23 protein-coding genes and 1 pseudogene are annotated in these 23299 nt (G+C 53.1%); 19 read left to right on the forward strand and 5 right to left on the reverse strand.

Annotated features, from left to right (window positions below):
* From AC2FIR_RS10975 to AC2FIR_RS11010, 8 genes and pseudogenes are all read left to right on the forward strand, one after another.
* A pseudogene (locus tag AC2FIR_RS10975) lies at positions 1–183 on the forward strand (hypothetical protein); the annotation flags it as partial.
* A gap of 202 nt (positions 184–385) precedes the next feature.
* Complete coding sequence (locus tag AC2FIR_RS10980; protein ID WP_282121544.1) at positions 386–847, forward strand: hypothetical protein; 462 nt, start codon at positions 386–388, stop codon at positions 845–847.
* A 55-nt stretch (positions 848–902) separates the two neighbouring features.
* Positions 903–1517, forward strand: coding sequence for a hypothetical protein (locus tag AC2FIR_RS10985; RefSeq protein WP_282121543.1), 615 nt, complete (start codon positions 903–905; stop codon positions 1515–1517).
* Positions 1518–1570: 53 nt separating this feature from the next.
* On the forward strand, positions 1571–1876 hold the full coding sequence (locus AC2FIR_RS10990; protein ID WP_170710079.1) for a hypothetical protein: 306 nt from the start codon (positions 1571–1573) through the stop codon (positions 1874–1876).
* Positions 1877–1918: 42 nt separating this feature from the next.
* Positions 1919–2092, forward strand: a complete 174-nt coding sequence (locus AC2FIR_RS10995; protein WP_170486445.1) for a hypothetical protein — start codon at positions 1919–1921, stop codon at positions 2090–2092.
* Positions 2093–2212: 120 nt separating this feature from the next.
* On the forward strand, positions 2213–2857 hold the full coding sequence (locus AC2FIR_RS11000) for a protein-tyrosine phosphatase family protein (RefSeq protein ID WP_170710078.1): 645 nt from the start codon (positions 2213–2215) through the stop codon (positions 2855–2857).
* A 19-nt stretch (positions 2858–2876) separates the two neighbouring features.
* Entirely contained in the window at positions 2877–4310 is a 1434-nt protein-coding gene (locus AC2FIR_RS11005) for a hypothetical protein (RefSeq protein ID WP_282121542.1), read from the forward strand.
* Positions 4311–4371: 61 nt separating this feature from the next.
* The gene (locus tag AC2FIR_RS11010) at positions 4372–5241 is read left to right on the forward strand and encodes a metallophosphoesterase family protein (RefSeq protein ID WP_496762351.1); all 870 of its coding nucleotides are present in this window, start codon (positions 4372–4374) and stop codon (positions 5239–5241) included.
* Here AC2FIR_RS11010 and AC2FIR_RS11015 read toward each other — a convergent pair whose 3' ends face one another.
* On the reverse strand, positions 5242–6000 hold the full coding sequence (locus AC2FIR_RS11015) for a DUF4956 domain-containing protein (protein WP_282121540.1): 759 nt from the start codon (positions 5998–6000) through the stop codon (positions 5242–5244).
* Positions 6001–6182: 182 nt separating this feature from the next.
* On the opposite strand from AC2FIR_RS11015, the gene AC2FIR_RS11020 reads away from it, so the two are divergent.
* From AC2FIR_RS11020 to AC2FIR_RS11040, 5 genes are all read left to right on the forward strand, one after another.
* Positions 6183–7112, forward strand: coding sequence for an SdiA-regulated domain-containing protein (locus AC2FIR_RS11020; protein WP_282121539.1), 930 nt, complete (start codon positions 6183–6185; stop codon positions 7110–7112).
* 219 nt (positions 7113–7331) lie between these two features.
* On the forward strand, positions 7332–8876 hold the full coding sequence (locus tag AC2FIR_RS11025) for a ShlB/FhaC/HecB family hemolysin secretion/activation protein (RefSeq protein ID WP_282121538.1): 1545 nt from the start codon (positions 7332–7334) through the stop codon (positions 8874–8876).
* Between the two features lie 922 nt (positions 8877–9798).
* Positions 9799–10095, forward strand: coding sequence for a hypothetical protein (locus tag AC2FIR_RS11030; protein ID WP_282121536.1), 297 nt, complete (start codon positions 9799–9801; stop codon positions 10093–10095).
* Between the two features lie 220 nt (positions 10096–10315).
* Positions 10316–11092 (forward strand): 2-keto-4-pentenoate hydratase, encoded by a 777-nt coding sequence (locus tag AC2FIR_RS11035; RefSeq protein WP_271952844.1) that lies wholly within the window; start codon positions 10316–10318, stop codon positions 11090–11092.
* A 60-nt stretch (positions 11093–11152) separates the two neighbouring features.
* Positions 11153–12673, forward strand: coding sequence for a DUF2779 domain-containing protein (locus tag AC2FIR_RS11040; protein ID WP_271952846.1), 1521 nt, complete (start codon positions 11153–11155; stop codon positions 12671–12673).
* Positions 12674–13045: 372 nt separating this feature from the next.
* Here the strand turns inward: AC2FIR_RS11040 and AC2FIR_RS11045 are convergent, their stop codons facing one another.
* Both AC2FIR_RS11045 and AC2FIR_RS11050 read right to left on the reverse strand, forming a co-directional pair.
* Complete coding sequence (locus AC2FIR_RS11045) at positions 13046–13816, reverse strand: lysophospholipid acyltransferase family protein (RefSeq protein WP_282121584.1); 771 nt, start codon at positions 13814–13816, stop codon at positions 13046–13048.
* A 389-nt stretch (positions 13817–14205) separates the two neighbouring features.
* Entirely contained in the window at positions 14206–14430 is a 225-nt protein-coding gene (locus AC2FIR_RS11050; RefSeq protein ID WP_282121583.1) for a hypothetical protein, read from the reverse strand.
* A gap of 31 nt (positions 14431–14461) precedes the next feature.
* On the opposite strand from AC2FIR_RS11050, the gene AC2FIR_RS11055 reads away from it, so the two are divergent.
* Together AC2FIR_RS11055 and AC2FIR_RS11060 are read left to right on the forward strand one after the other, a co-directional pair.
* Positions 14462–15412: a LysR substrate-binding domain-containing protein gene (locus tag AC2FIR_RS11055; RefSeq protein ID WP_282121582.1), complete on the forward strand. Its 951-nt coding sequence runs from the start codon at positions 14462–14464 to the stop codon at positions 15410–15412.
* A 168-nt stretch (positions 15413–15580) separates the two neighbouring features.
* Entirely contained in the window at positions 15581–16222 is a 642-nt protein-coding gene (locus AC2FIR_RS11060) for a GNAT family N-acetyltransferase (protein ID WP_282121581.1), read from the forward strand.
* 88 nt (positions 16223–16310) lie between these two features.
* Here AC2FIR_RS11060 and AC2FIR_RS11065 read toward each other — a convergent pair whose 3' ends face one another.
* Positions 16311–17237 (reverse strand): DMT family transporter, encoded by a 927-nt coding sequence (locus AC2FIR_RS11065; protein WP_282121580.1) that lies wholly within the window; start codon positions 17235–17237, stop codon positions 16311–16313.
* Between the two features lie 325 nt (positions 17238–17562).
* Here AC2FIR_RS11065 and AC2FIR_RS11070 point away from each other — a divergent pair, with 325 nt between their 5' ends.
* Positions 17563–18630: a DUF1214 domain-containing protein gene (locus AC2FIR_RS11070; protein ID WP_282121579.1), complete on the forward strand. Its 1068-nt coding sequence runs from the start codon at positions 17563–17565 to the stop codon at positions 18628–18630.
* An 18-nt stretch (positions 18631–18648) separates the two neighbouring features.
* Positions 18649–19644, forward strand: a complete 996-nt coding sequence (locus AC2FIR_RS11075) for a DUF1254 domain-containing protein (RefSeq protein WP_282121578.1) — start codon at positions 18649–18651, stop codon at positions 19642–19644.
* Positions 19645–20187: 543 nt separating this feature from the next.
* Here AC2FIR_RS11075 and AC2FIR_RS11080 read toward each other — a convergent pair.
* Positions 20188–21060: a bile acid:sodium symporter family protein gene (locus AC2FIR_RS11080; RefSeq protein WP_142639611.1), complete on the reverse strand. Its 873-nt coding sequence runs from the start codon at positions 21058–21060 to the stop codon at positions 20188–20190.
* Positions 21061–21254: 194 nt separating this feature from the next.
* Between AC2FIR_RS11080 and AC2FIR_RS11085 the strand changes: the two genes are divergently transcribed.
* Together AC2FIR_RS11085 and AC2FIR_RS11090 are read left to right on the forward strand one after the other, a co-directional pair.
* Positions 21255–22265 carry an AraC family transcriptional regulator gene (locus tag AC2FIR_RS11085; RefSeq protein ID WP_142639613.1) on the forward strand — a complete coding sequence of 337 codons (1011 nt, stop codon included), beginning with the start codon at positions 21255–21257 and terminating at the stop codon, positions 22263–22265.
* A 161-nt stretch (positions 22266–22426) separates the two neighbouring features.
* Positions 22427–23293, forward strand: coding sequence for a cysteine hydrolase family protein (locus AC2FIR_RS11090; RefSeq protein WP_058282012.1), 867 nt, complete (start codon positions 22427–22429; stop codon positions 23291–23293).
* Positions 23294–23299 lie beyond the last annotated feature (6 nt).

Genomic DNA, 23299 nt, shown 5'->3' on the forward strand with positions numbered 1-23299 from the left:
TTGCGAGATGTAGCCAACACGACGAACAATTCGCAAGTCGTGGTGCTCTCATCCGCGTTTAGCGAGGCGGGAACACAAGTCACTGTAGGCGTTGGCGAGGATCGTGCCCCTTGGAATTGCATTGCTTACAGTGATGGCGCGACAGCTGGTATCGAGTTCCTGGGCGACGAAGGCGCATTGTGAGCAGTCTGTTGCGTAACCGAAAACGGCTGCGCAGCACTGTCTCGGTCTTAGGATAGTTCGACTTGGTTTGTAGAATAACCACCATCGTATTTGCGATCCTTTACCTGTTGGCGTTGATTGCATTCTTGACAGGCACATTTGGCTGGCTGGGACAGGAACAAGACCCTTTGTCCGGGGTGTTCCTTTTGCCGTTGGGACTGCCTTGGATATTTCTAGCGGACTTGGTCTCGGAGTCAGCCAAGCCTTGGTTTGCGGCGATTGCACCGATGCTCAACCTGTTGGCGCTGGTCATGATTTGCAGATGGGCACGCAGATTGCGCCAGTAGTGGTGGCTGAACTCTTTCTCACCAAAAGGGAGGAAAACATGGGAAAAGTAATCTTGGGAATTGTGATCGGGCTCGTCCTCGGCGTGGTTGGGGCGATGACCTTGGGTGGCGGGGCCGCGGTGGGTGTCGGCGTTGCGACAGGCTTGTCCGCCGGTGTCTGCACCACATTGAAAGGAGCACAAGCCGAGAACCTGATCACCGCCGAGCAAGCGGATCAGATCCTCAACCGCGTAAATTCTGAAATGGCGTCACTGCAAGGAATTGAAACGACGGACGAGATCGTCGGCAGCGCGCAGGCATGCGATGAATTTCTGTCAAGTTTACGAGAAGCCAAGTGAGGTTCCGATTTGCACGGAACAAAACTCCAAGGATTAGCCAGCAAGGGACCATCTGATGAAACTCGATTTACTCAAACTCCTCACACCCATGTTCGCAATCGCAGGCACGGCTTCGTTTGCAATGTCTGAAGCAGACGATGCGTGTATCGATCATTTGCGACAGGTTGGAGGACCAGACGGTCAATCAGGTACGATTGAAAGCTCAGAGTTCTCAGAAGCGGGCACGCTCGTCATGTTACGTGACGCAGGCGGAACACTTTGGCGTTGCATCGCGTACAAGGATGGAAGCATCGGCGAGATGTCGGTTGTCGAAGCGATGGATGATGGCGGTGGAGCCATGGCAGGCGCCGCCGGGTCTACTGGTAGCCAACGCGTCAAATTTGATTCTGGTTCCACTGGCGCAGAACTCGTTGGTGAACTCGCGCCCGGAGCGTCTCAGCAGTATGCTCTAGGTGCTAAAAATGAACAGTTCCTTTACGTTCGCGTTGCTCCGCGAAATGGCTCCTTGGACTACGTTATTCGCAACCCCGATGGATCTGAACTGTTGGGATTGATGTCGGCGGACAAGGAGTATCGAGGACAGCTTTGGCAATCCGGTGATCATGTTGTGGAGGTTATCAATCGCAGCAACTCTTCTGTCGACTACAACGTCATTTTCGGAATTGAATAGGTGATCAATCAGAAACCCTGGAACGCAAGTCCAAAAAAGCGAGGGAAAAACAGATGAAACCCAAGGTCCTATTGGTGATCGGCACAATGTGCATTTCGGCGCTTGCAGCATGTGATGAGAGTAGCGGTTCGGTGGATGCAAGTGCATCAACTGTTGGCAGTTCTAGCGATCTTTCGTCATTTGAAGGGGCAAGAGCGGGCCAAGCTGAAATGGGTATTCAAAGTCTCGGGTTTGAACTCATCCGAAGCGAAGGGCTGACCTCGTACTGGTTTAACAAGGATACTGGTGCATGTGCTCGGATCACGACATCTGACGGAAGGTACTCAGATGTAGCTATGCTGCCATCAGGTGACTGCTGACACATTTTCATCTAGCTAACATCTGCATAAGGGAGCTCTAGTTTGCATTTCGACCTGGCACATGCGGCGGTCATCATTGCCGCTCTAGTTATCACAAACCTGGCAATGAAATCGGCCGGCGTGATCAACGAAGAAAACAAACACCAATTGAACTGGAAAGTTTTTCTGGCCTACTTCGTGGTCGTCTTTATCATCAATCTGGTGTGGCCGATTTAAAGCTTCACGGCAGAAAGATTATCGTCCACTCGATATAGCTGCCGAGAATGAGCCTCTCCAACAGACCACCAAGTGTGAAGCGTGTGAGAATATGGCGCGTGAGAAAAGAAAGGAACTGACATGCGGTTTTTGACGTCCCTCATATTCATTGGTGTTCTCGCAACCGCTGCGAATTCCGACGTAACAAGCCGAAACGGCGGTCCAAGCAACAGTCAAATGCTATCAAAGGGCGGCGATGGAGGTGTTGATGGCGTCGCTTTCTTTCGACCCGTATTGAGCGGAGTGTTGTATCGCTCCGGTTTCAAAGGCGGCGACAAGGGGCGAACGGGCCTGAGTGAAGGACAACGCGAAGCTTTGTGTGATGAGGGGTTTTCAACCGGGTTTTATGCGGACTTCGGCAAAAACACTGAATACGGTCGCACCAGTTGCGGAAACGGATCCTTTGACTATCAAGGCGCCAGATCCTCCCGACCCGATGCTGTCATGGCGTCCATACACGAGGTGATTAAAAACCCTGGAAAGGGTCCTGTCCTGGTGCACTGCATGTGGGGCGTTCATTCCTCGGGTGCATTGTCGGCAATGGCGCTCGTTCAGTTTTGCGGTTGGACGGAGAAAAGGGCCAAGGAATATTGGAATGATGCCCGAAACGGGGCCCCATGTTCAGGCGGATGCGACCAGTGGATTGATTCAAAGTTCTCCAACTTCAGCGTCGACCCCAAATTGAAGATCTCCACCGAACAACAGGCAGCGATTTGCCCTAAATGATTTTGGGAGGACTATCCAAATGAAGTTCAATCTTCTGTGGTCACTTGCTCTCATTGCGCCCACTGTCTTGTGGGCGAACGACGATGTTATCGGTGAAGCCACGACATTTGATAGTCCCAACGGCGTTACTGAACGCTGTATTCGGATCGAAAAAGTTCCAACGGGCGAGTATAAGAAAAGCGATCTTGAGGAAGAAACTACCTATTGCGAGATCGATTTCTATGCCTCCGAAATTGCTATTTGTCCTAAAACCTGGAGCACCAGTCCAGGAATGGCCGTCTACGATATTTCGGAAGGACCCTACGTGGGGAACCGTTCTGAATTCGAGAGAAACGCTTGCAAAGAGGGGAAGGCAGCAAAAGATCTGGCCAAGGACAGGGTGGCCAAATTCAAATCCACCATGAACCAAAAGGGCACCAGTGGAACCTTTTCCACCTCGTCGCTGCTTTACTATCATTTCTCCCGATATTTCGACACGACTGTCAAAGTTCCTGTCGCCGTTTGGCGCAGCATGGACGCCCAGGCGCATTTTTCAGAGGTCGCAGAGCCTGGCCTTGCGATTTCTGGTGGCTCTCGCGGCGGGCGCATGAACCATGAAGGCTGGCGGGTCTTTGCAGCTGCGGACGCTGACCCGAACTCATACCAACCAACCGACGATCTGTTCACCGCAGATCGAACGCAAATATACGGTGTGCTGCTTGATAGCCCTGGGCATCGATACGGCTCGGAAATCAACGGCACCCGTAAATCTGGTTGGGGGAAAGGTCAGAACCGCGATTTTCAGGAAACTCCTGCTTTCTTGGCTTTGCGTTCTTCAAAACCCTTGCCAGAGGCCATTGTAGAGGGCGTCGGAGAAGGTCGAAGAGACCGGATGATCAACAAGGATCTCGGTCCCGATGTCAGCGACCAACAGATGGCATTTTGGATGCAAGAACTTACCGAGATTGTACTCCTCGATTTCATCTTTAGCCAGCAGGACCGCGTAGGAAACATAGACTTCACACCCTATTGGTATTGGGTCGAAGACGGAGAACTGAAGCATAAGAAAGCCAAGCACCATGAGCCAAACGATGGAGACGTTCCCGCCGACGCGTTATTGATCCGTCGCAGCAATCTAAACGACAACGATGCTGGCGGGCGTGTCGAGTATGCCAACTTCGCGAAATCTACTCAAATGCTGGAGAAAATTCGCCACTTCTCTCCAAGCACATATCGGCGCTTGGTTGCATTGAATAGTGAACTCCAAACCCAAGGCCCAGTCTATGACTGGCTATCGCAAAGCTTTGGGTTGTCAGACAGTCAGATTGCACAAGTTGTCAAAAATACTGCGCTGGCAACGGGCATCCTCCAGAGCAATTGTTCAAATGGCGATTTGATGTTCGACTTGGATCCTGTCGCATTCTTTTTGAGAAACGACACCGAGGTAGAGGCTGTGGACTGTAATGCCCCGTAAGCTTTCCACCCTTTTTGCGGCGTTCATTTGGACCGCTCTGATCGCCTGCAAAGCGGTGGCATTGGATGTTATCGTCATATCGGATCTGAACGGAAGCTATGGTTCGGTAAGATACGATGCCCGCGTCGACAAAGCGATTGAGCGGATAGTCGAGATTGATCCAGATCTGGTTATTTCGACCGGAGATATGGTTGCGGGACAGCGCATCCCCAACTTATCCGACAAACAGGTCAGGGAGATGTGGAAGGCGTTTCACGAGGCCGTATCAGATCCTTTAGAGGCTGCCGGCATTCCATTTGCGGTCACGCCAGGAAACCATGATGCCTCCGCCTACCGTGGGTTCGAGCGTGAAAGAAAAATATACGCAGAGGAATGGACACCGAGAAAACCAGACGTCGATTTTCTGGTTTCGGATGACTACCCGTTCTTCTACGCTTTTGAGATGCAGGGCGTAACGTTTGCGTCTTTGGACGCTACGACCTTGGGACCTCTATCCGGCGACCAGCAGGACAGGCTTGAGGAACTGGGCGCAAATGGAGACCCGATTGTCACTTTCAGTCACCTCCCACTCTGGCCCTTCGCGATTCAGCGCGAACGCGAAATCATCGGTGACCCAACACTTGAAAAGATCTACCTGGAAAGCGGTGTCGTTCTGCACCTTTCAGGCCACCATCATGCCTTCTATCCAGGTTGGAAAGACGGCGTGGCTTATGTCTCCCAGGCTTGCTTGGGCGGTGGCCCGCGGCGGCTTATTGGCGATAACGCCAGATCACCTCATAGCTTCACTCATGTTACATTCCAGCCAAACGGAGAATTTGGGATAGCAGTATATCGAGGACCTGATTTCGAAAGGTCGGTAAACTTCAAGTCGCTTCCGAAAGAGATCAGATCCCCGAACGCGGTGTTGAAACGTTTGGACCTTGTCAAATGACTAGAGGTTGAGCTTCAGTTCAACTTTTTCAGGAACCATGTCGTTTATCATCTCTTCTATCCGGGCTTCCGAAAGTCCACCCGAGGTGATGAAAAGCAATGAAACGCGAGATTTGCCGGGAACGTGGTGTTTTCTGACAAGCTTCCAGCCAGCGTCTGCGGCCATGGCTTCAATGTCTCCGCTGACTTTCAACGAGTGCTCTTCGTCTGTGGCCTTGAGCGAAATTTCCACGCCCTTGTTTCGCCCTCCGAGCCAAATAAAACACCAACACACAATCGCCACCAGTGTGGCCATCAGCGGCAAGCCCAAACCAACCGCAAGACCAAGAACCGTTACGATTATCATTTCGACTGTATCGACCGGATCATCCAGATTGGAGCGAAACCTGAGCAACGCGCCAATGCCAAAGATAACGAAACCAATCATTGACCCATGCTGAACTACCAGAAAGCCAACCGCCATGCCGATAAGCGCATAGAGAAAGAAAAGCCTTGGCATGACGATATCGCTGACACTTCTACGGGCTTTGCGTCTCACCGGATGATAGACGATCAAGCCAGCCAGAATGATTGTGACGATCACATCGAGAGTGAAAAAATACAGTTCCTGTTTGCCCCGAAACTGTATCCAACGTCGTTCGATAAGTATTTCCGACTCTGAAGTACCGGCCAGCATCGTCGCGGGGTCGACTTGTGCTACCGCAGCACCTGGCAACAGCACCATCAATAGCACGGCCATGAGTGGGAAAGTCTTGTTCAACTTGTCTTCCTTCCTGCTCACGCCAAAGGCTTACGCTTCACCAAAGGCACTTCGTGCCCCATTCAATTCAATCGCAACAGGCGGGATCAGGTAAAGAGATTTCCGTGCATTCTTCGGACATCGCATCCGGACTGTGATACGAACGCTGATACAGGGATATGGTCCAAGCGCGAGAAAATCCAATGTCAGAACACAAGCTGCTTCGGTCGAAACTTGGGTTTTCACGGTGCTTCCCCAAGCTTGGGACACTGGCTTCTTTTACAAGCACTGCTTTTGCATTGCTGGCTTGGATTGAGCGCGCCCATGCCGAGAGTCCTGGCTTGACACTCGTCGACTCCTTCAAGGTGGCGGGTAAATCGGAAGGCTTCTCGGAACCTTCCGGATTGTCTCTGTCCAACGCTGAAGGCTTCTTGTGGTCAGTAAGCGACGCTGAACCTAAACTGCACCTCCTTGGAATCGACGGGACATTGGGAAACTCCTTTAAGTTGCCATCATTGGAGGGATCAGATCTGGAGGGCGTTGCATCAAGAAAAGATGGATCTGTTTTGGTGGTTCAGGAAACTGACCGATCAATTCTAGTTGTTCACCCAACCAACCCCGTTCGACTGACCACAATCCCTCTCACATCTCTCAAAGGTTACTCGGCCGCCGCTGAATTACTTGTCGGCAACCCATTGAACAAGGGGCCCGAAGGGATCGCCGTTGACCCGGAATCCGGGCGGGTCTTCATTGGCATTGAAGGACAACCAAGGCTGTTAATGGTCGTATCACCAGCGCTAGACGAAATTGTTGAGATGATTCCTTTAGCCCGCGATGCAGGTTTTATCTCCGAGCGTGTAGATGATGATGGACTGGATTTGAGCGGCCTGGCATGGTCCCCGTCCTCACGTTCTCTTTGGATTGTGAGTGACAAAGGCCGTGAAATCTTCGTTTTCAATCCAGAATCCAAGTCCGTAAGAGCTATCAGTTTGACGTTCACGGAAGATGGAAAACAAAAAGAAGTTAAACATCCCGAAGGGATCGCGCTCGATGAGACCAAAGGGCTTCTTTATATTCTGACAGACGATGCCAAGAAATCGCGGCTTTATGTTTTTGAGCAACCAGAATTGTGAGGACTGTCCTACTAGTTCTCTACTCTAACTTGTTGAAAAGCCGGGTTGTGTAAGTGAGCGCCGTCGTATGTGCGGCATATTAAGTAAATCTGCGTTCTGTTCACTGTGTTTCTTAAAAACATCACCCATCAATACATTCGAGTAGCGTCAGGTTCACACATGCGAACCACATAATAACATTGGACTTCAACATGCTCAGTCACTTTAAGGTTGTCAAAAATGCGCGTATTCAGCTCAGTTGTTTTTGCGATCATTTGCACTCTTGTGGCCACTGCATCAGTTCCAAGAAGTAGCATTGCCCAAACCTGGGACATCGCGTCCCAGCACTCGGTCAGCGGCGTAACGGTGTATGATGCGGATGAGCTGTTAACTTTTGCCGGTCAATTGGCCTTCAATCGGTCAGGGCGCATCACAGCGGTGGAGGTCGCATCAACGATCACTCAGATCTACCGAGAAGACGGTTACTTCTTGGCTGAGGCCTGGCCCGGTCCCGATGGGCAGAGCATAATTGTTGATGAAGGGCGCATTCAAACCATCGAAATTGAAGGTGTAGATACGCGCACGTTCCAAACCCTAGAGAAGATTTTTCAGCCCCTCACCACCTCCTATCCCATAACGCTGAAACGATTTGAGCGGGCGGTTATGCTAGCCGAGGACATACCTGACTTGGAGTTGTCGACCGAACTTGATTACCCGGATCAGGCTGGTGCTCGGCTGAGAGTATTGGGAGAGCCACTGCGAAAACAAGCCGGTAGTGCGACACTCGACAACCCTCCGCGTGAGCTTGGAGAAGCGCTCAGCTTCTATGTCGTGCAAGAGTTTTATTCAACGCTGACCGTCGGGGATTTGCTGCGATTTGAGGGATCAGGCAATTACAATTGGGACAAAGACGATGAGCACTCTTTATGGGGCGCTCTTACCTATCGCACGCCGCTGAACAGCAATGGTCTGTACGGTGAGATCTTCTACGGGAACATAAACGCAAAACGTGACCTCTCAGGGGACTTTGCGAGAACAGATATTGACGGCGAGAACTTCACAGTCGCGATGGGTTACCCCGTGATCCGCGATGTGGCCCGTTATGGATATCTTCTGCTGGACTATCGCCTTTCAAAAGCGGATTCAGTCAGTGGTGGCGTTCCACTATCCAGTGACGCGAGTGTCGTTGGCCTTACATATCTTTACGGGCAAAACTATCCAAAGGGACAAGCTCTGGAAGCGGGGCTAACCTTATCTTTTGGTGACAATGACAACGACACGACAGACGCGAATTTTGACGACGGGGACTCTTCGTTCTGGCATCTACGAGGCGGCATCGGATACGAAAGCCCACTAACGGGCTTGTCGCCCAACACAGCTTGGCGCACCGAGATTTGGGGGCAGTACACAACAGACCGGCTGCCCTCTGTCGAAGAGTACTTCCTTGGTGATCGCTATGCTTTGCGCGGATATCGTTTTGACGAAGTGGATGGTGATTCCGGGATTTCCGCGATTTTCGAAGTGTCTCATTCCTACTTCCCCAGTTCCCAGAGCATACATCGCTTAACGCCCTTTGCCTTTTTCGACGTGGGTTACATCTCGAACAATGACCCTGCGAGTTTTGAAGTTGACAATGCTACACTGGCATCGACAGGTCTTGGGTTGGACATTGAGTTTAAGCAAAATCTATTCCTGTCCGGATATGTCGGTGTCCCTTTGAGAGACGGTCCGTTGACCGACTCAGGCGATCCTGGCGCGTATCTTGCTCTGACAACAAGTTGGTGAGGATGTTATGAAACTGAACCGAATTGCTGTACTTACCGCAACTTGTCTAATTGCAGAACTGGCCGCTACTCAGGTCTTTGCCCGCGGAAATCACTACGGGTGGTGCCGAGGCGTAGGGAACCCACACCAGTCGAGCCAAGGGTGCGGGCAGGCTGGTGGGCAAGGGGCAGGTAATCAAGTTACTGGCCCAACTCAGCCGGTGGCAAATCAGTTACCGCCTAAGGGAACGCAGCAAACGCCCACGTCCGTTACTGTTCCAGTCCTTACGCCGGGCGCGGTCCCGAACGCAATTCCCGGTCAGGTTCCTATTGCGACACCAATAGCGGTTCCTGGTCAGGTTCCCACGCCGGTAGTAGCGCCAACTCTAGCTCCGCCTTTGGCACCAAACGCGACACCAAACCGGGTTCCGACAGCCGTTCCCAATCAGGTTCCACCATTGGCTACCGGTCCTACCGCGGTGCCGCCGCAAGTTCCGACTGCAACTCCCAATCAAGTTCCGGTCGCTACCCCTGGCCAGGTTCCGCCTCAACCCACCGGCCCAACAGCGGTGCCGCCACTTGTGCCCACCGCAACACCAAACCAAATACCAGTCGCAGTTCCTGGTCAGGTCCCACCTCAGCCCACCGGTCAAACTGCTGTGCCACCGCTCGTCCCGACTGCAACACCAAACCAGATTCCGGTTGCAGTGCCCGGCCGTGTTCCGCAACCCAGCGGTACTACGGCGACGCCACCGCTTGTACCAACCGCAACCCCCAATCAGGTTCCCACGGCGGTTCCTGGCCAGGTTCCACAGTTGACACCAAAACCGACGGCAACTCACGTGGCAGTCCCAGGACATCCGAAACCACAAGGCGTCGTGACAATCATGCGCCCTAAGCCGAGGCCGACGACCGGTACTGTCCAGCGACCTGGAACAACTCAAGTGACCCACCATATAACCCACCAAAGCAATGCGAAGAAACACGATCACGTCGCAGCAACACCTGGGCGGCATGATCCGCACGACCTACCGAGATTCCGCAACGCGGCGGCCAAGGAAGACTGGGAATGCGTTGCCAGCGGATTTGGGCAACGTCGGTATGATGCCGGGCGCGGCGTGTTGCTGAACAGCGGGGCACTACGACACCTTGGAAATGTGGATGCGATGGCTCGTGATGTACCAGCACGGCACCCGAAGCATTCCGGATGCATTATCTCGGTCAAACGAAAGCGGCAGTAGCGCCAGGCACATCTTGAAGCCTTAGAGGAATTCTTCCGAGTGGGAAGCTGGTTTCCAACCAAGGTTAAGTTGAAGAATAGACATCAACCGAAGGTTGTCATCTCTCAGAAGGTTAATGAGGCATATCCACACTTTCATTGCAAGCCTTTGAGTTTCCGACGATGGCCCTTCAAAACCTCGCTTGCATCGCAATCCAGCCGTCGGAGCGTATAATGCGAATATGACAAGAGATATTGAATCTAACGCTCAGACAATTGCTGATGCCCTGACCTCTGCCCAGCAGATACCTAAACTGTCTTCAGAGGCAGGACAGCTATCGCTGGATGACGCTTATTCGATTGCTAGTCGTGTCCGCGAGATTCTGGACAAAGAAAGAGTTGGCAGAAAAGTCGGCTTCACGAACCGCACGATTTGGCCTGTTTACGGTGTGGATCAACCCATTTGGGGAGAGGTCCACGCAGATGGGCTGTTTTCGACTGATCAGCCGGTAAACTTGGCAAGGTATTCAGAACCGAGGATTGAACCAGAAATCGTACTCGGCCTTAGACATACACCGACGGCTGAAATGAACGATGAGCAGTTGGCAGGTTGCGTGGAGTGGGTCGCTCCAGGATTTGAAATCGTCCAATCGATTTATCCCAACTGGAAATTCTCGGTCGAAGACTCAATCGCAGCACAAGGATTGCACGGCTGCCTTGTTCTTGGCGACAAAATCGAGGCGACGCATGATATCTTGACCGGCTTGGCCGAAGTGCCACTAGCGTTGTTCAAGGGCACCGAGGCTATCGAGGCCGGCAAGGGTGAAAACGCGCTCGGCGGCCCAATTAAAGTCCTGGCTCATCTTGTGTCTCTGCTTTTCAAAGACGACCAGCTTCAGGGAGGCGAGCTAGTCACAACTGGCACATTGACAGACGCATGGCCAGTGTCTCCAGGTGAAGAATGGTCAGCTGGTTTTGGTGGCGTGATGGACGCCGAGCTATCGGTACGATTTACATGAGGCTTTGGTAGAGTGGTAACGCCGACTGCACCAAAGAAAAGTTACTCTCAATAGCTGACCATGATGGTCTTCCACTGGTTTCACCAATTCTGGAATGCAAATTACACGATGCTATCCAAATCAGACTACATGTTGTTTCTCAGGCACCCTGCCTGGCTCTGGATCAAGAAGCATGCCAGGCATCTGTTGCCGCCAATTGACCCTTCGTTGCAAGCACGCTTTGACGAGGGGCACGCCTTTGAACCATATGCAGAGGAGCTTTTTGGTGATCTCGTTCGCCTCGGTTTTTCAGATTTTTCAGAATACCAGGCTCTGCCCGCGCGTACTTTGGAGGCTTGGAGAAACGGTGCAAACGCAGTGGCGCAGGGACGCTATGAAGATGGAACCATAACTTGCATCTCCGACATCGTGAGCCGCAGTGATGATGGGTACGTTCTGACAGAGATCAAGAGCGGGACTTCTGCAAAACCCGAGCACACTTTTGATCTCGCATTCCAGCGTGTCGTGCTTGAGGCGGCCGGGTTCCCCATTACGCGCTGCGAAGTTGCACATGTGAACCGTGATTACGTCAGAAACGGCGAAATCAATCCGCAAGAGCTTGTCGGCATCACTGACATCACGGATGCGGTGACTGAGCAGCTCGAAAAAACACGCACGCTTATCGATCAGGCATTGAGCGTCGTTGCCAGCGGTACGATGCCTGATCCGTCCCCCGAACGTGCGCGCCTTAAATCCTATGGTGAATGGCTGGAGATCCGCGAAAAATTCGACCCACCTCTCGCGCATGACAGTATCCACCGCCTTCCGTTCATGAATGCGGAAAAAGCCTCGGAACTCATCGCAAATGGGATCACAAAGATTGACGAGATCAGTGATCCATCTGTGTTGGGCAAGTCGACACAGCGCTACTTGAGAACAGTGGCGAACGGTGAACGCACAATCGATCATCAGGAGTTAAGCAGGTTTCTGAGCGAGATTGTCTATCCGGTTCACTATTTTGACTACGAGACATCTCAGAGTTTGCTGCCACCCTGGGACGGAACGCGTCCCTATCAGCAAGTGGCTTTCCAGTATTCCTTGCATATCCAGCATGAGCCTGGCGGAGAAATTGAGCACAGGGAGTATCTCCACCGAGACGCCAGTAACCCAATGCCAGCCTTGCTGAAAAGGCTTCGTGAGGACATAGGAAACGTTGGCTCTGTAGTGGTTTGGTATGCTCCGTTCGAGAAATCGCGCAATACGGAAATGGCGGAAACTTATCCAGAGCATGCAGAGTTCCTGAAAGGCCTAAACGCCCGCGTTGTAGATCTTATGAAGCCGTTTGCGGATGAAGTGATCAACGATCCCGCGTTCAAGGGAAGCGCCTCCATCAAGGCCGTTCTTCCAGCGTTTTTGCCAGAACTTTCATACGATGATCTGGACATCAAAGAGGGGGCGAGCGCGTCTCGCCTTTGGAAGGACGTAACACTGACGGAACCGGATGATCCAGCGCGCGAGAAGGTATATGCTGATCTTGTGGCGTATTGCACGCGCGACACCTGGGCGATGGTCGCAATTCATCGGGAATTGCTGGCGATGTGAGGCGTGCTGCGTAGCAAAAGACGTTTTGCGACTTTGCTCTGCTGGGTATCTGTGTGGTTTGTCGGCGTTAGAGCAGCCGCAATACTCAATCTTGCCACTCCAGCCGATATAAGACGTGGTGATGCGTTTGGTGATGGCGCACAAATGTCCATTCTCTTCTGAGGGTTCAGTGATAATACCAAGCAGTCCAACCATAGATAAGACTGGCTAAGAGCATACTGAAATACGGGTACTAACTAGGTCTTCGCATATCGATACCCGTTGGAGAAAACCCCACCGACAAGTACAGTTGTTCCGCAAATCTGTTATCTGCCGCTACGCGTAGCCGAAACTCAACAAACTCGGTTTCTGCATATTTCTGTCAAACAGACTTCACCGTTCAAACACAGCCATCATCTGCCTGCGCAATCGCGCCAGATCCTCATCCACACTAGCGGTAGGATCGCACGCGAATGTTGGCAATGCCTCCACACGGATCGTCCCGCTGCGCGGTAAATGTTTGCCGCGTGGAAGTAGACTATCGCTGTCGTGGATGACAATAGGGGTGATCGTGCGGCCGGTTTCTCGGGCGACTAAGACAGCACCCGCTTTAAAGTCCCCTAGCGAGTCTGTTTTGGCCCGGGTGCCTTCTGGGAATAGCACAATGGAACAGCGGGCAGGCATTTCCCGGACGGCCTTTATCAGCGTATCCATGGCCGTTGAACCGGAGTCCCGATTGATAGGGACGAGACCCGCTCCATCAAAACCAGTACGCAGGAGTTTGCTGTTCCAGAACTCTGATTTCGCCGCGAAAGTGAACCATTTGGTGTCGGGCACCACATGCATGAGACTGAAGCCATCGAGATGGCTACGGTGGTTAACCACGATGATGCTGTTGGTGTCGGCGGCGAGGGCATTCTTTTCCTCAGGACGCATCTCGACGCGAATGCTGAGGAGCCACAGCAGGCGGGAACATGACCGTTTCACCAGGCGCCAATACCAACCCCGAAACCCTCTGCGCCGAATGCAAAGAAGAGGGGCAAAGGCCACGAAGAGGAAATAAAACAGGCCGACAAGAACCAGTATGGCGCGCTTGATAAGGCGTATTGGCAATGGGTCAATGGCGCGAGTAGCGCGGTCTTGACCGTCAGTTGAAAAGGGCATGACGTCCTCTGATAGGGCCTGTGGCTGCTGCGTAAGCCACGAATAAAGGCCACCGGAGGTCCTCCGGCAGCGCTTTGACATGCGCCACTTGCGAAGGAAGACAGCCACCGCACACCTCTCTATCTGTCGAAGTCAGTACCAGATCAATGAGAAAAGACGACGTAGGGGAATGTATTTTGATGCTTCAGTGTGACTTGAGTACCAACTGACCGGCCTTGGCTTAGTAAATCGGTAAACCGTCAGATGACCGGATTGAGCCCCGCAGGGGGCTTCATTTGCAAGCCATGCTAAGATACCGCCAATCCAGTCGCACTCCACGTAATCACAATTCAGTTCCGCGAAGTTTTTGTACTGCGAACATGGAGCAGGCGTTCATAGTCCGTGAGGGTTCAGCGGATCAGAGGCGCACTCATTAGCTTCTTTCTCTCGATGTCCAACTCGTCGATTCCTGCATCTCTAAGCAGTCGATGCGTCAGGTGGACCGGGTCGCAACCTGTTTGTATCGACGGCTTGAGAAAGCCCAGAAGCCATCCCCTCAAATCAAATCGGCCAAAGTGCTTTGGAGCTGCCTTAGTTTCGTGAATCTCAAACTCGTTTTTATCAATGGGTTTCATAGTCGCCTCCAGAAATTGTCATTCCTCGACCATGCAACGCTGCGACCTTCGCCCTCAAACGTTGATACTTGACACCTATTGTTCCAAAAAGTCACAAAGGGTCGTGCCGAGACTTTTACCCCCCCTAAACGCATTGCGCGCCTTTGAAGCGGCGGGTCGATTGGGCAGTTTCACCAAGGCCGCCGCAGAGTTGGGCGTCTCCCATTCCGCCATTTCCCGACATGTAAGAGGGCTGGAGGCGCGTCTGAACGTTCATCTCTTCCGCACCCAGAACAGCGGTGTTGCACTGACCGATCAAGGTCGAACATACCTGACGGAGATTACTCCGGCCTTTGACCGGATCGCTCTGGCTACGGAGGTACTTTCGGTTCCCCCCAAAGGCACCGTTACGCTGACGACAGAAACCACAGTTGCCCAGAAATGGCTAATCCCTCGGCTTACAAGTCTTAAGACCCGTCACCCCGAAATTGATCTGAAACTGTCCGTAACTACTAAGGTCATGGATATTGAAGCCCATGATTTCGACATTGGGGTGAGATATTTGAGAACCGGATCGGTTGATGGATACCATCTGCTGTTTCAATCTGAAGTTCGGGCTTATGCGGCACCCGGTTTTGCGCCGATTTCAGATGGCAAATTGGATATTGAGGCGCTTGCTCGCGGCCCTTTGATTGAAGAAGCTACGTTCAGCCTGTGGACTGATTGGTTCAAGCGGGCCGGACTTAATGAGGTCCCTGACCTCAAATTGCCCCATCCACTTGGCGCATTATTGGCAATCCAATCGGCAGTCGCCGGTCTAGGAGCAGTGCTGATGGACAAGAATTTATGTGGACCTGAACTTCAATCGGGCGTTTTGGTTGAACTCGCGGACATCGAAATCCCATTCGGCGGGTATTACCTGGCAGTCAACAATCGCGCCGGGCGCCGCAAAGCCGTTCGCGCCGTCTGCCAATGGCTGATCGATGAATGCGCAAGCAATTGAGGAAACGAAAGGCTGAAAGCCCGTGCTATTGATTTATCGCAATTCGCAAAAGATTGAGACGATCCCGTCGACTGTTACTGCTTTGTCCCTGTTCAAACACAATCGCCAAGCGCCAAAAGCTAACATTGTGCCAAGTATTTACGCCATTTGTTTTGGGAGAAATACCGAATGACTAGTTCAGAGATCGTAGTTCGACGAATGTCAGAAACAGACAATGATGCAATGTCTAAACTGCTTGGTGATGTTTTTAGCAGGCGTGATCCTCCCGCCGTTTCAACTAAGTTCTCGCTTGAAAAGCTCGAAAAGATCGCCGAACTATTTGGATCAAAATCAGCAAAGGAGGGTTTGTCGTCTGTTGCTCTCGATGAAGCTTCTGGTGAAATAGTAGGCGCAGTTCTGGCACATGACTTCGGTCAACCGCCCCCTGATGGGATTGATGCAGTGGAATTGGACTCTGAGCCAGTCATCAAGCTAATTGATGAGCTGGAAGGCTTTTTTTCAAAGACGCACGACATTCAGGAAGAGAGGTTTCTTCATATATTCATGATCGCCGTGCGTGATGATTTCTCAAGAAGAGGAATTGCGCAAAGCTTGCTGGACTCTTGTCTAAGCCAAGCTGAAAGATCCGGCTACCGGATTGCTTTCGCCGAAGCGACAAACCGGTTTTCACAAAGCATGTTTTTGAAAGCGGGCTTCACCAGCACTCATTCGATTGGCTACGAAGACTTCGAACTCAACGGGCAGCGACCTTTTCTGGACATCAAGGACGAAGGGGCTTGTGTGCTAATGGAACTCGATCTTTCGACGTAAAAAACTACCCGCACCGCTCCGTCGTCATCTCGATAAACACCCGTGCAGAGCTTGCCCACGTCAGAGCACGGCAGCACCGAGCCCAGTACTACCGCCTTGGTGATTTTGCGAGCACGGTAGATACGGTGCGCGTCTTTCTACTTCTTGTGATCGCGATTGCGCCCAGCACTAAGGCACATGCCAAAGCTTGAGGAAAAGAGATGGCTTCGCCAAAGGCAAGATATCCCACGGCAAACATCGTGGGTAATTCGATGCTTCCGACGACCGCAGTTTGGGAAGCCCCAATAACAGGTGAGCATATCGTGTAGATAAGCTGGGGCACGAAAGCGGTAACCAGACCAATACCAACAATGAAAAGCCAATCGGATTGTTCCCTTGGGAGAAGCTCTCCAACCTCAGCTCCAAGGATGAGCGGCGCGAGGCCCAGTACAGACCCCAGAGAAACTGACGCGATACGTGCCAACGGCGCAATCCGTGACAACCTGTGTACCAGGACGCAAATTCCGAAGCCAAACCCAAATGGGGCGGCAAGCGATAGCAGCAGCGTTGGTAGGTGTTCCGCAGCCACTGACGCAGGCGAGCCAGCAATGACAGCTGCCACCATAATCAGACCAGCGGCCAACATGGCGCGTCGCGTGGGTGCATCGCCAAACACAGCCCAGGCAATAACTAAGGTGAACACCGGATAGGTCATGTAAAGCACACCCACTGTCGATGCGGGCAGCTTCTCCAGCGCCGTTACATATCCGATCCAACCAAGCCCCATTACGGCTCCGGCGGAAAGACCCCAAGTGATCTCTCGCCATTCTTTTCGGTGCACGATGAGAACAGGAAGCAGAAGAAGAGCCGCAATAATGTAGCGGTAGAATGCGACCGCATAGGGTGCAACACCCTGTTCGGTCAGGCTGCGGCTGAAAAAGGGAACCAGCCCGAAACAGATTGAAGCAAAAAGAACACCAATAACCGCAAATGCGTAAGGGATGGGCGTTCGATTTCGCGCAGATGTCGTGGCCATAATCTGGAGTTATCACGCATTTGCATCGTCGTCTTTAGAGATTCTACGAACGACTGCTTTGTCCGCATAGCGGTCGATTGCCACGTTTCGTTGGATGTCCGCATCGAGCCCTGTCTAACAAATGCTGCAATCAGCACGAACTAGGAGTATGGGCTGAAACCCGACTTTGAGGGGGTGGCAAGCGAGAATAATGATCCATGACAACGCCATGAAATGTGCACGGTGATAAAATGCAGCTATGACGTCACAGCAACGTCACCGTCCTATTTGGACTTCTAGAGATCTGTGCACATATTTTTCTGCGAAAGCACAAAGGAACAAGCCTATGCCTAAACGACTTTCCCAATCTGCGCCGTCTGTTACAGCCCTTTGCGTCGCTGCCTTGGTCTCTGGTGGTGCCGCGGCGGAATCCACAAGCGCCACGCTTGACGCGCTTGTCGACAGTCGGGAAATTCCGGTTACGGTTGATAACTTTACCCGTGCAGCGACGGATGCAGAGCTGGACAAATACGTCTCACTGGCCGGTGGCGTGAATGAATTTTTCCATTTCCGCACACCGACTCCGGTGGAAAATCAGCCGACGATCCGCATGAACCGTGACACGCTCTACAGCACAGCTGTTGTCGATATTAGCGAGGGCGCGACCCTGACGCTGCCCGAGGTGGGTGGGCGATATATGACCGCGATGATTGTGAATCAGCACCACTATATCAACGAAGTCTACTTTGGCGGCGGCACCTACACTCTGGACACAAAGACATTCGATACCCCCTATGTCATTGTGTTCATGCGCGTACTGGTGGACGCGTCTGATCCAGACGACGTGGCCGCCGTGAACGCGATCCAGGACGCGATGATGATCGAGGCGGCGTCATCCAAACCCTTCATCTCTCCGGATTACAATCAAAAGGATCTGGAGGACTTGATTTCAGAAACCCTAAAGTTGGGCCGATTTGCGCCCGATGCAACACGCACCTTTGGGCCCAAGTCCGAGGTTGATCCCTTACGCCACTTCATTGGCACGGCGGTCGGCTGGGGCGGTTTGCCGGAAACCGAAGCGTTCTATTTGAGTGTCGAACCAAACCTGCCCGTCGGAACCTACAAGATCGACGTCCCGGCAGACGTGCCTGTTGGGGCATTTTGGTCTGTCAGCCTCTATAATGCGGCCGGTTTCTTTGAGGAAAACGCACGCGATGCTTACAACGTCAACTCAATCACCGGAACGCCCAACGATGACGGCAGCATGACGGTACATCTGGGGGGCTGCGACACGGATGCGGTCAACTGCTTGCCCATCATGGATGGGTGGAACTATACGGTTCGGCTCTATCGTCCGGGGCCCGAAGTTCTGGATGGCAGCTGGACATTTCCCGCCGCCCAACCTGTGAATTGAGTGAAAAAGGAACAGACCATGAAAGCTCTACTTGCCTTCGTCCTGTGCGCTCCGACGTTTGTTTTGGCCGAAAACGTCACTGTTGAAAACTTTGTACGCGCCGAGTCGGATTTTAATATCCGGGGCAACATGAAGACCTTCGGCTTTGGCGTGGGCGAGTTGCATCACCTGCGCGAACCAACGACCACCGAGGATCAGCCAACGATCCGGATGAATCAGGATACTCTGTATTCCGGACTTGTGGTGGACCTGTCAAAGCCTGTGGAGATCACGCTGCCTGACCTGGGCGGGCGGTATCAGTCGATGCATTTGGTCAATCAGGATCACTATATGTTCGCTGAGGCAAGACCCGGGACCTACAGGCTGACCGAAGAAGAGGTCGGCACCCGCTTTGCCTTCGTGGCCTTCCGTACATTCGTTGATGTCACCAACCCTGACGACATCGCAAAGGCCCATGCCGCGCAGGACGCGATCAAAACAAGCGGCGGCGGCAAAGGACCATACGAGGCGCCGGATTGGAACCTGGATAACCTTGGGGTGGCGCGCAAGGCGCTGAGTGATGTCGCGGTGCTTGGCTTTAATTCAAAATATGCGTTTGGCACCAAAGACGAGACACGGCCCATTGACCACCTTGTCGGCGCTGCCGCTGGTTGGGGTGGCCTGCCGTTCACTGCTGCGTCTTATGTCATCGACAGCGTTTCCGAAAATGATGGCGAAACCCCACACGCCGTGACCGTCAAGGACGTCCCGGTGGACGCGTTCTGGTCCATCACCATCTACAATGCCGACGGCTACCTGGAACCTAACGGTATGGGGGTGAACAGTTACAACAACTTCACAGCAACACCAGACGATAATGGGGCCTACCTGATCCATTTTGGTGGCTGTGACGATGGCCGGGCCAACTGTATCCCGATTTCACCCGGCTGGAACTACACCGTCCGCCTTTACGAACCACGCTCCGAAATTCTGGACGGCAGTTGGACCTTCCCGGCTTTCGAGCCTGTGGACTGACTTGGGCTCGGCCCAAAATCGTGGCTCAAAGCTGACATGCGCGGAATTCATCGCCATGTTCAGCTGTGGGACGGAAGCGGCTATTTACCGAACGGCCATCAAGGTCGGAAAGGTCCGCAACCCGGAGCTGAAAAGCCTATTTTAGAAGGTCCGGTTTGGGCCGTCCGCGAAACTTTGCAAAGGTCGCTATCTGCGCATTTCTGTCATTGGGGCATCGATCAGCATCGGTCAAAGTGGGCTCGATGCGGCCATTATCCGCGGCTTGCATGTTTGGCAGGTCCAGCCCAATCCGGACACTTAATCCAAGACTTTGCAATTCCGACTTGCGGACAAAACTGACCTTGGCGTCTACACCTTCGCTGACGCAGGATCCACCGCACTGGCAACAACAGCTCTTCCCTTCAACAGGGAAAATCGCCAAAGCGGCCGTTCCACAACGGGCTTTGGAGCTCCTTGGTCGCTCTTTGACCAGACGGCGCTCTGGCATGGAAACAAAGGGGCTTGGCTCAGCGCATAACCAAAGCTAGCGAATAGGCGTCAGGATCATGAAATTGGGCTTCTTCGCGCAAGGAGGGCGAAGACAGGCAACATTGTTACGATCCAGACCACGCTATAAATTGCGGATGGTATGGCATATTCGCTTAACCCATTGGTGTTAGGCAACAGCAAAGTAGCAATTGCGATTCCCAAAGCTCCGTTTTGAACGCCGGTCTCAATTGAAATCGTCTTCGCCTCGATGTCTGTGCATCCGAGCATCCCTGAACTCATGATGCCAATAAACGTGAGTGACGCACCTACAACAAAAAGTGCGGGTCCAAGCCTAAGGTAGTTATCCGCGACCACCACCCAGTTTGAAATGATAGCGCCTCCGATGACCATCGCAAAAAGTAGCATAGAGACCTTGCTAAAGATTGGTTCGACCGCAGCTACAATTCGCGGCGCCAAGGATCGCGCGATCACCCCGGCTAGGATCGGTGAAGCTGTTAAAAAAAACATTGCTAAAGCCGTCGAAGAAATGTCGATAGCGGGCGCAGTTGCCCCCATGAACATCTGCATCGAAAACCCCAGGATGAGCGGTACGGTAACGACACAAGTCAGACTGAAGACTGCTGTAAGAGTAACGGACAAAGCGACATCCCAATTCGAAAGCTTGGTCACGATGTTACTGATCACCCCGCCCGGACAGGCCGCTAAAATCATGATGCCAACGGCTGCCTCAGCGGAAATCCCAAAGATAAAAGTCACCATCAAAGCGATGCAAGGCAGCAAAATGATCTGGTTGAGAGCGCCGACGCAAAAGGCCCGTGGACGTCGTCCGATGCGTTGAAAGTCAGCCGCTGTGAGTCCGAGGCCAAGGCAGAACATGATGACAACAACTGCGAGCGGCAGCAGCACAGATATGAAAATTTCGCCCATCTACCATGACCTCTATGGCTGCATGCTTCCGCACGCTTTCGGACGATACCGTTCAGAAAACCTGATGACGAGTGTTATCAGTTTGGCGCATTTATCCTCAAGCGCCCGAAGATCGAGGCTGTCTCTATTTATTATACCTATCACAGGGTTGGACGATCTGGCGTGAAAGAGCTTTCCAGTGCTAATCTCACTGTATGGCAAGTGTAACTTACGCATTCGCCCGCGCGATGGCCAACGCCGCCGGGATGACGCTAAACGACGATGGCGCCCTGATTTCGAATGGCGCTGTCGTGCTGCGTCTACCAGAAGCTCAAGACGGCCAATTGGCGGATGATGCGTATTTCGATCTGATCGATTGGATTCGTACGCAACAAGCGGACGAGGCCGCGTTGGTTGAGGCCTATGCGAACGCGATTGCGACCGATGATCTCGGCGTCCTTGGCCTAGCCGTAAAGACAGCTCCGACCTTGCGGCAATCTTTGCAACGGATCGAGCGTTATTTTCGTCTCGTAACGGACACCGCAGTTTACAGACTTGATGAAACCGGCGATCCGGTCCTTTGGATTTTTGAGGGACAAACATCACATCGCGCTGCCTTGGAGCTGCGCAACGAATGCGCGCTTGCGGCCTTTGCGAGGAACATGCATCGGTTTGTGGGTGATGGGTTGTCGCTCGCATATGTCACGTTTCAGCATCCATGCAGACAAGAACCAGAGCGTTACGCCGAATATTTCGGGTGCCCGGTTCGATTTGGGAGCGCCCACAACGCCATTGCTATGCGCCCTGCTATGCTGGAAAGCGAAAATCGTCTTGGCGATCCGGGCTTGTCAGATTTCATGACGAAGCACCTGGATGAGGAGTTCAACTCTCGCGATGACGACACCTCACTGAGCCAAGCAATTGTCCACCGGCTTACACCGGCCCTGAGTAACGGCGCGCCGCAAGCAGCGCATGTCGCACAAGAGATGGGAATGAGCGAGCGCACGCTTTACCGCAGGTTGGCCGAGGAAGGGCTGACCTATCGCGACGTTCTTGGTCAGGCACAAGTTGCACTTGCTCGTGACCTGCTCCGTGACGGTAAGGCTTCCATAGCCGAGATCGCCTTTATGACCGGGTTTTCGGAACAGAGCACGTTCAGCCGCGCCTTCAAGCGCTGGGTTGGCCAGGCTCCGGCACGATTCAGGCAGCAGGCGACCTCCGACTAGGCACACACCTCAATACCACATGGCAGGTTCGGCCAAAACCTTGGCAGGGCGGGCCGATACCTCAATCGATGTGGTGCATAACTTCTTCTTTGTCAGATCCACCTGGGGCGCTGCCGAGTAAAGCAAACCCATTTGCCCCTCTCAGACAAAGGAAATTTGCAATGAGCAATCATGACCACAAACATGGAGCAAGCTGCGCTTGCGACGTCACGCCCGAACGCGTTGATATGGCGCGCCGGCGACTCTTGCAACAAGCCGCCGGTGCGGCCGCGGCAGGTACAACAATAGTGGCTGGCGGGCAGGCCCTTGCCGCGACCGACGAAGCACGCGCCTACTATGCTGACCCGGAAAATCCAGGCCTTCCCCAAATCGACATGACCATCGAGCCGGGGCGTACTGCGCTTGTGGTGACCGACCCCCAGATTGATTTTTTGTCAGAGGACGGTGTGACGTGGGGCGTCGTTGGCGAAAGCGTGACCGAACAGGGCACGGTCGACAATATCGAACGGCTTTTCATTGCCGCCAAGGCTGCGGGGATGCCGGTCTTCATCTCGCCCCACTATTACTACCCACATGACCACAAATGGGAGTTCGAGGGCACTCTGGAAGCGACGATGCACAGCATCGGCATGTTTGACCGCCTGGGACCGCTCAATTTGGACAACTTCGAGGGCTCAGGTGCCGACTGGATGCCGCAATACAAGAAGTACATCGAGGATGGCGAAACCATCATTTGCTCGCCACACAAGGTTTACAGCCCTGCTCAGAATGACCTGAACCTGCAATTGCGTAAACGCAAGATCGACAAGGTGATCCTCGCGGGGATGTCGGCGAACCTGTGTACGCAGGCGCATCTCTACGAGCTGCTGGAGCTGGGCTACGAAGTCGCTGTCGTTCGCGATGCCACAGCCGGGGCCAAGGTGCCTGAAGGTGACGGGTATCTCGCCGCCATCATCAACTTCCGCATGGTCGCCAACGGCGTCTGGTGGACCGACGACGCGGTTGAGCGCATTGGCCAATCGGCCTGACCCAAA

The sequence above is a fragment of the Ruegeria sp. CDSB136 genome (assembly GCF_059610965.1).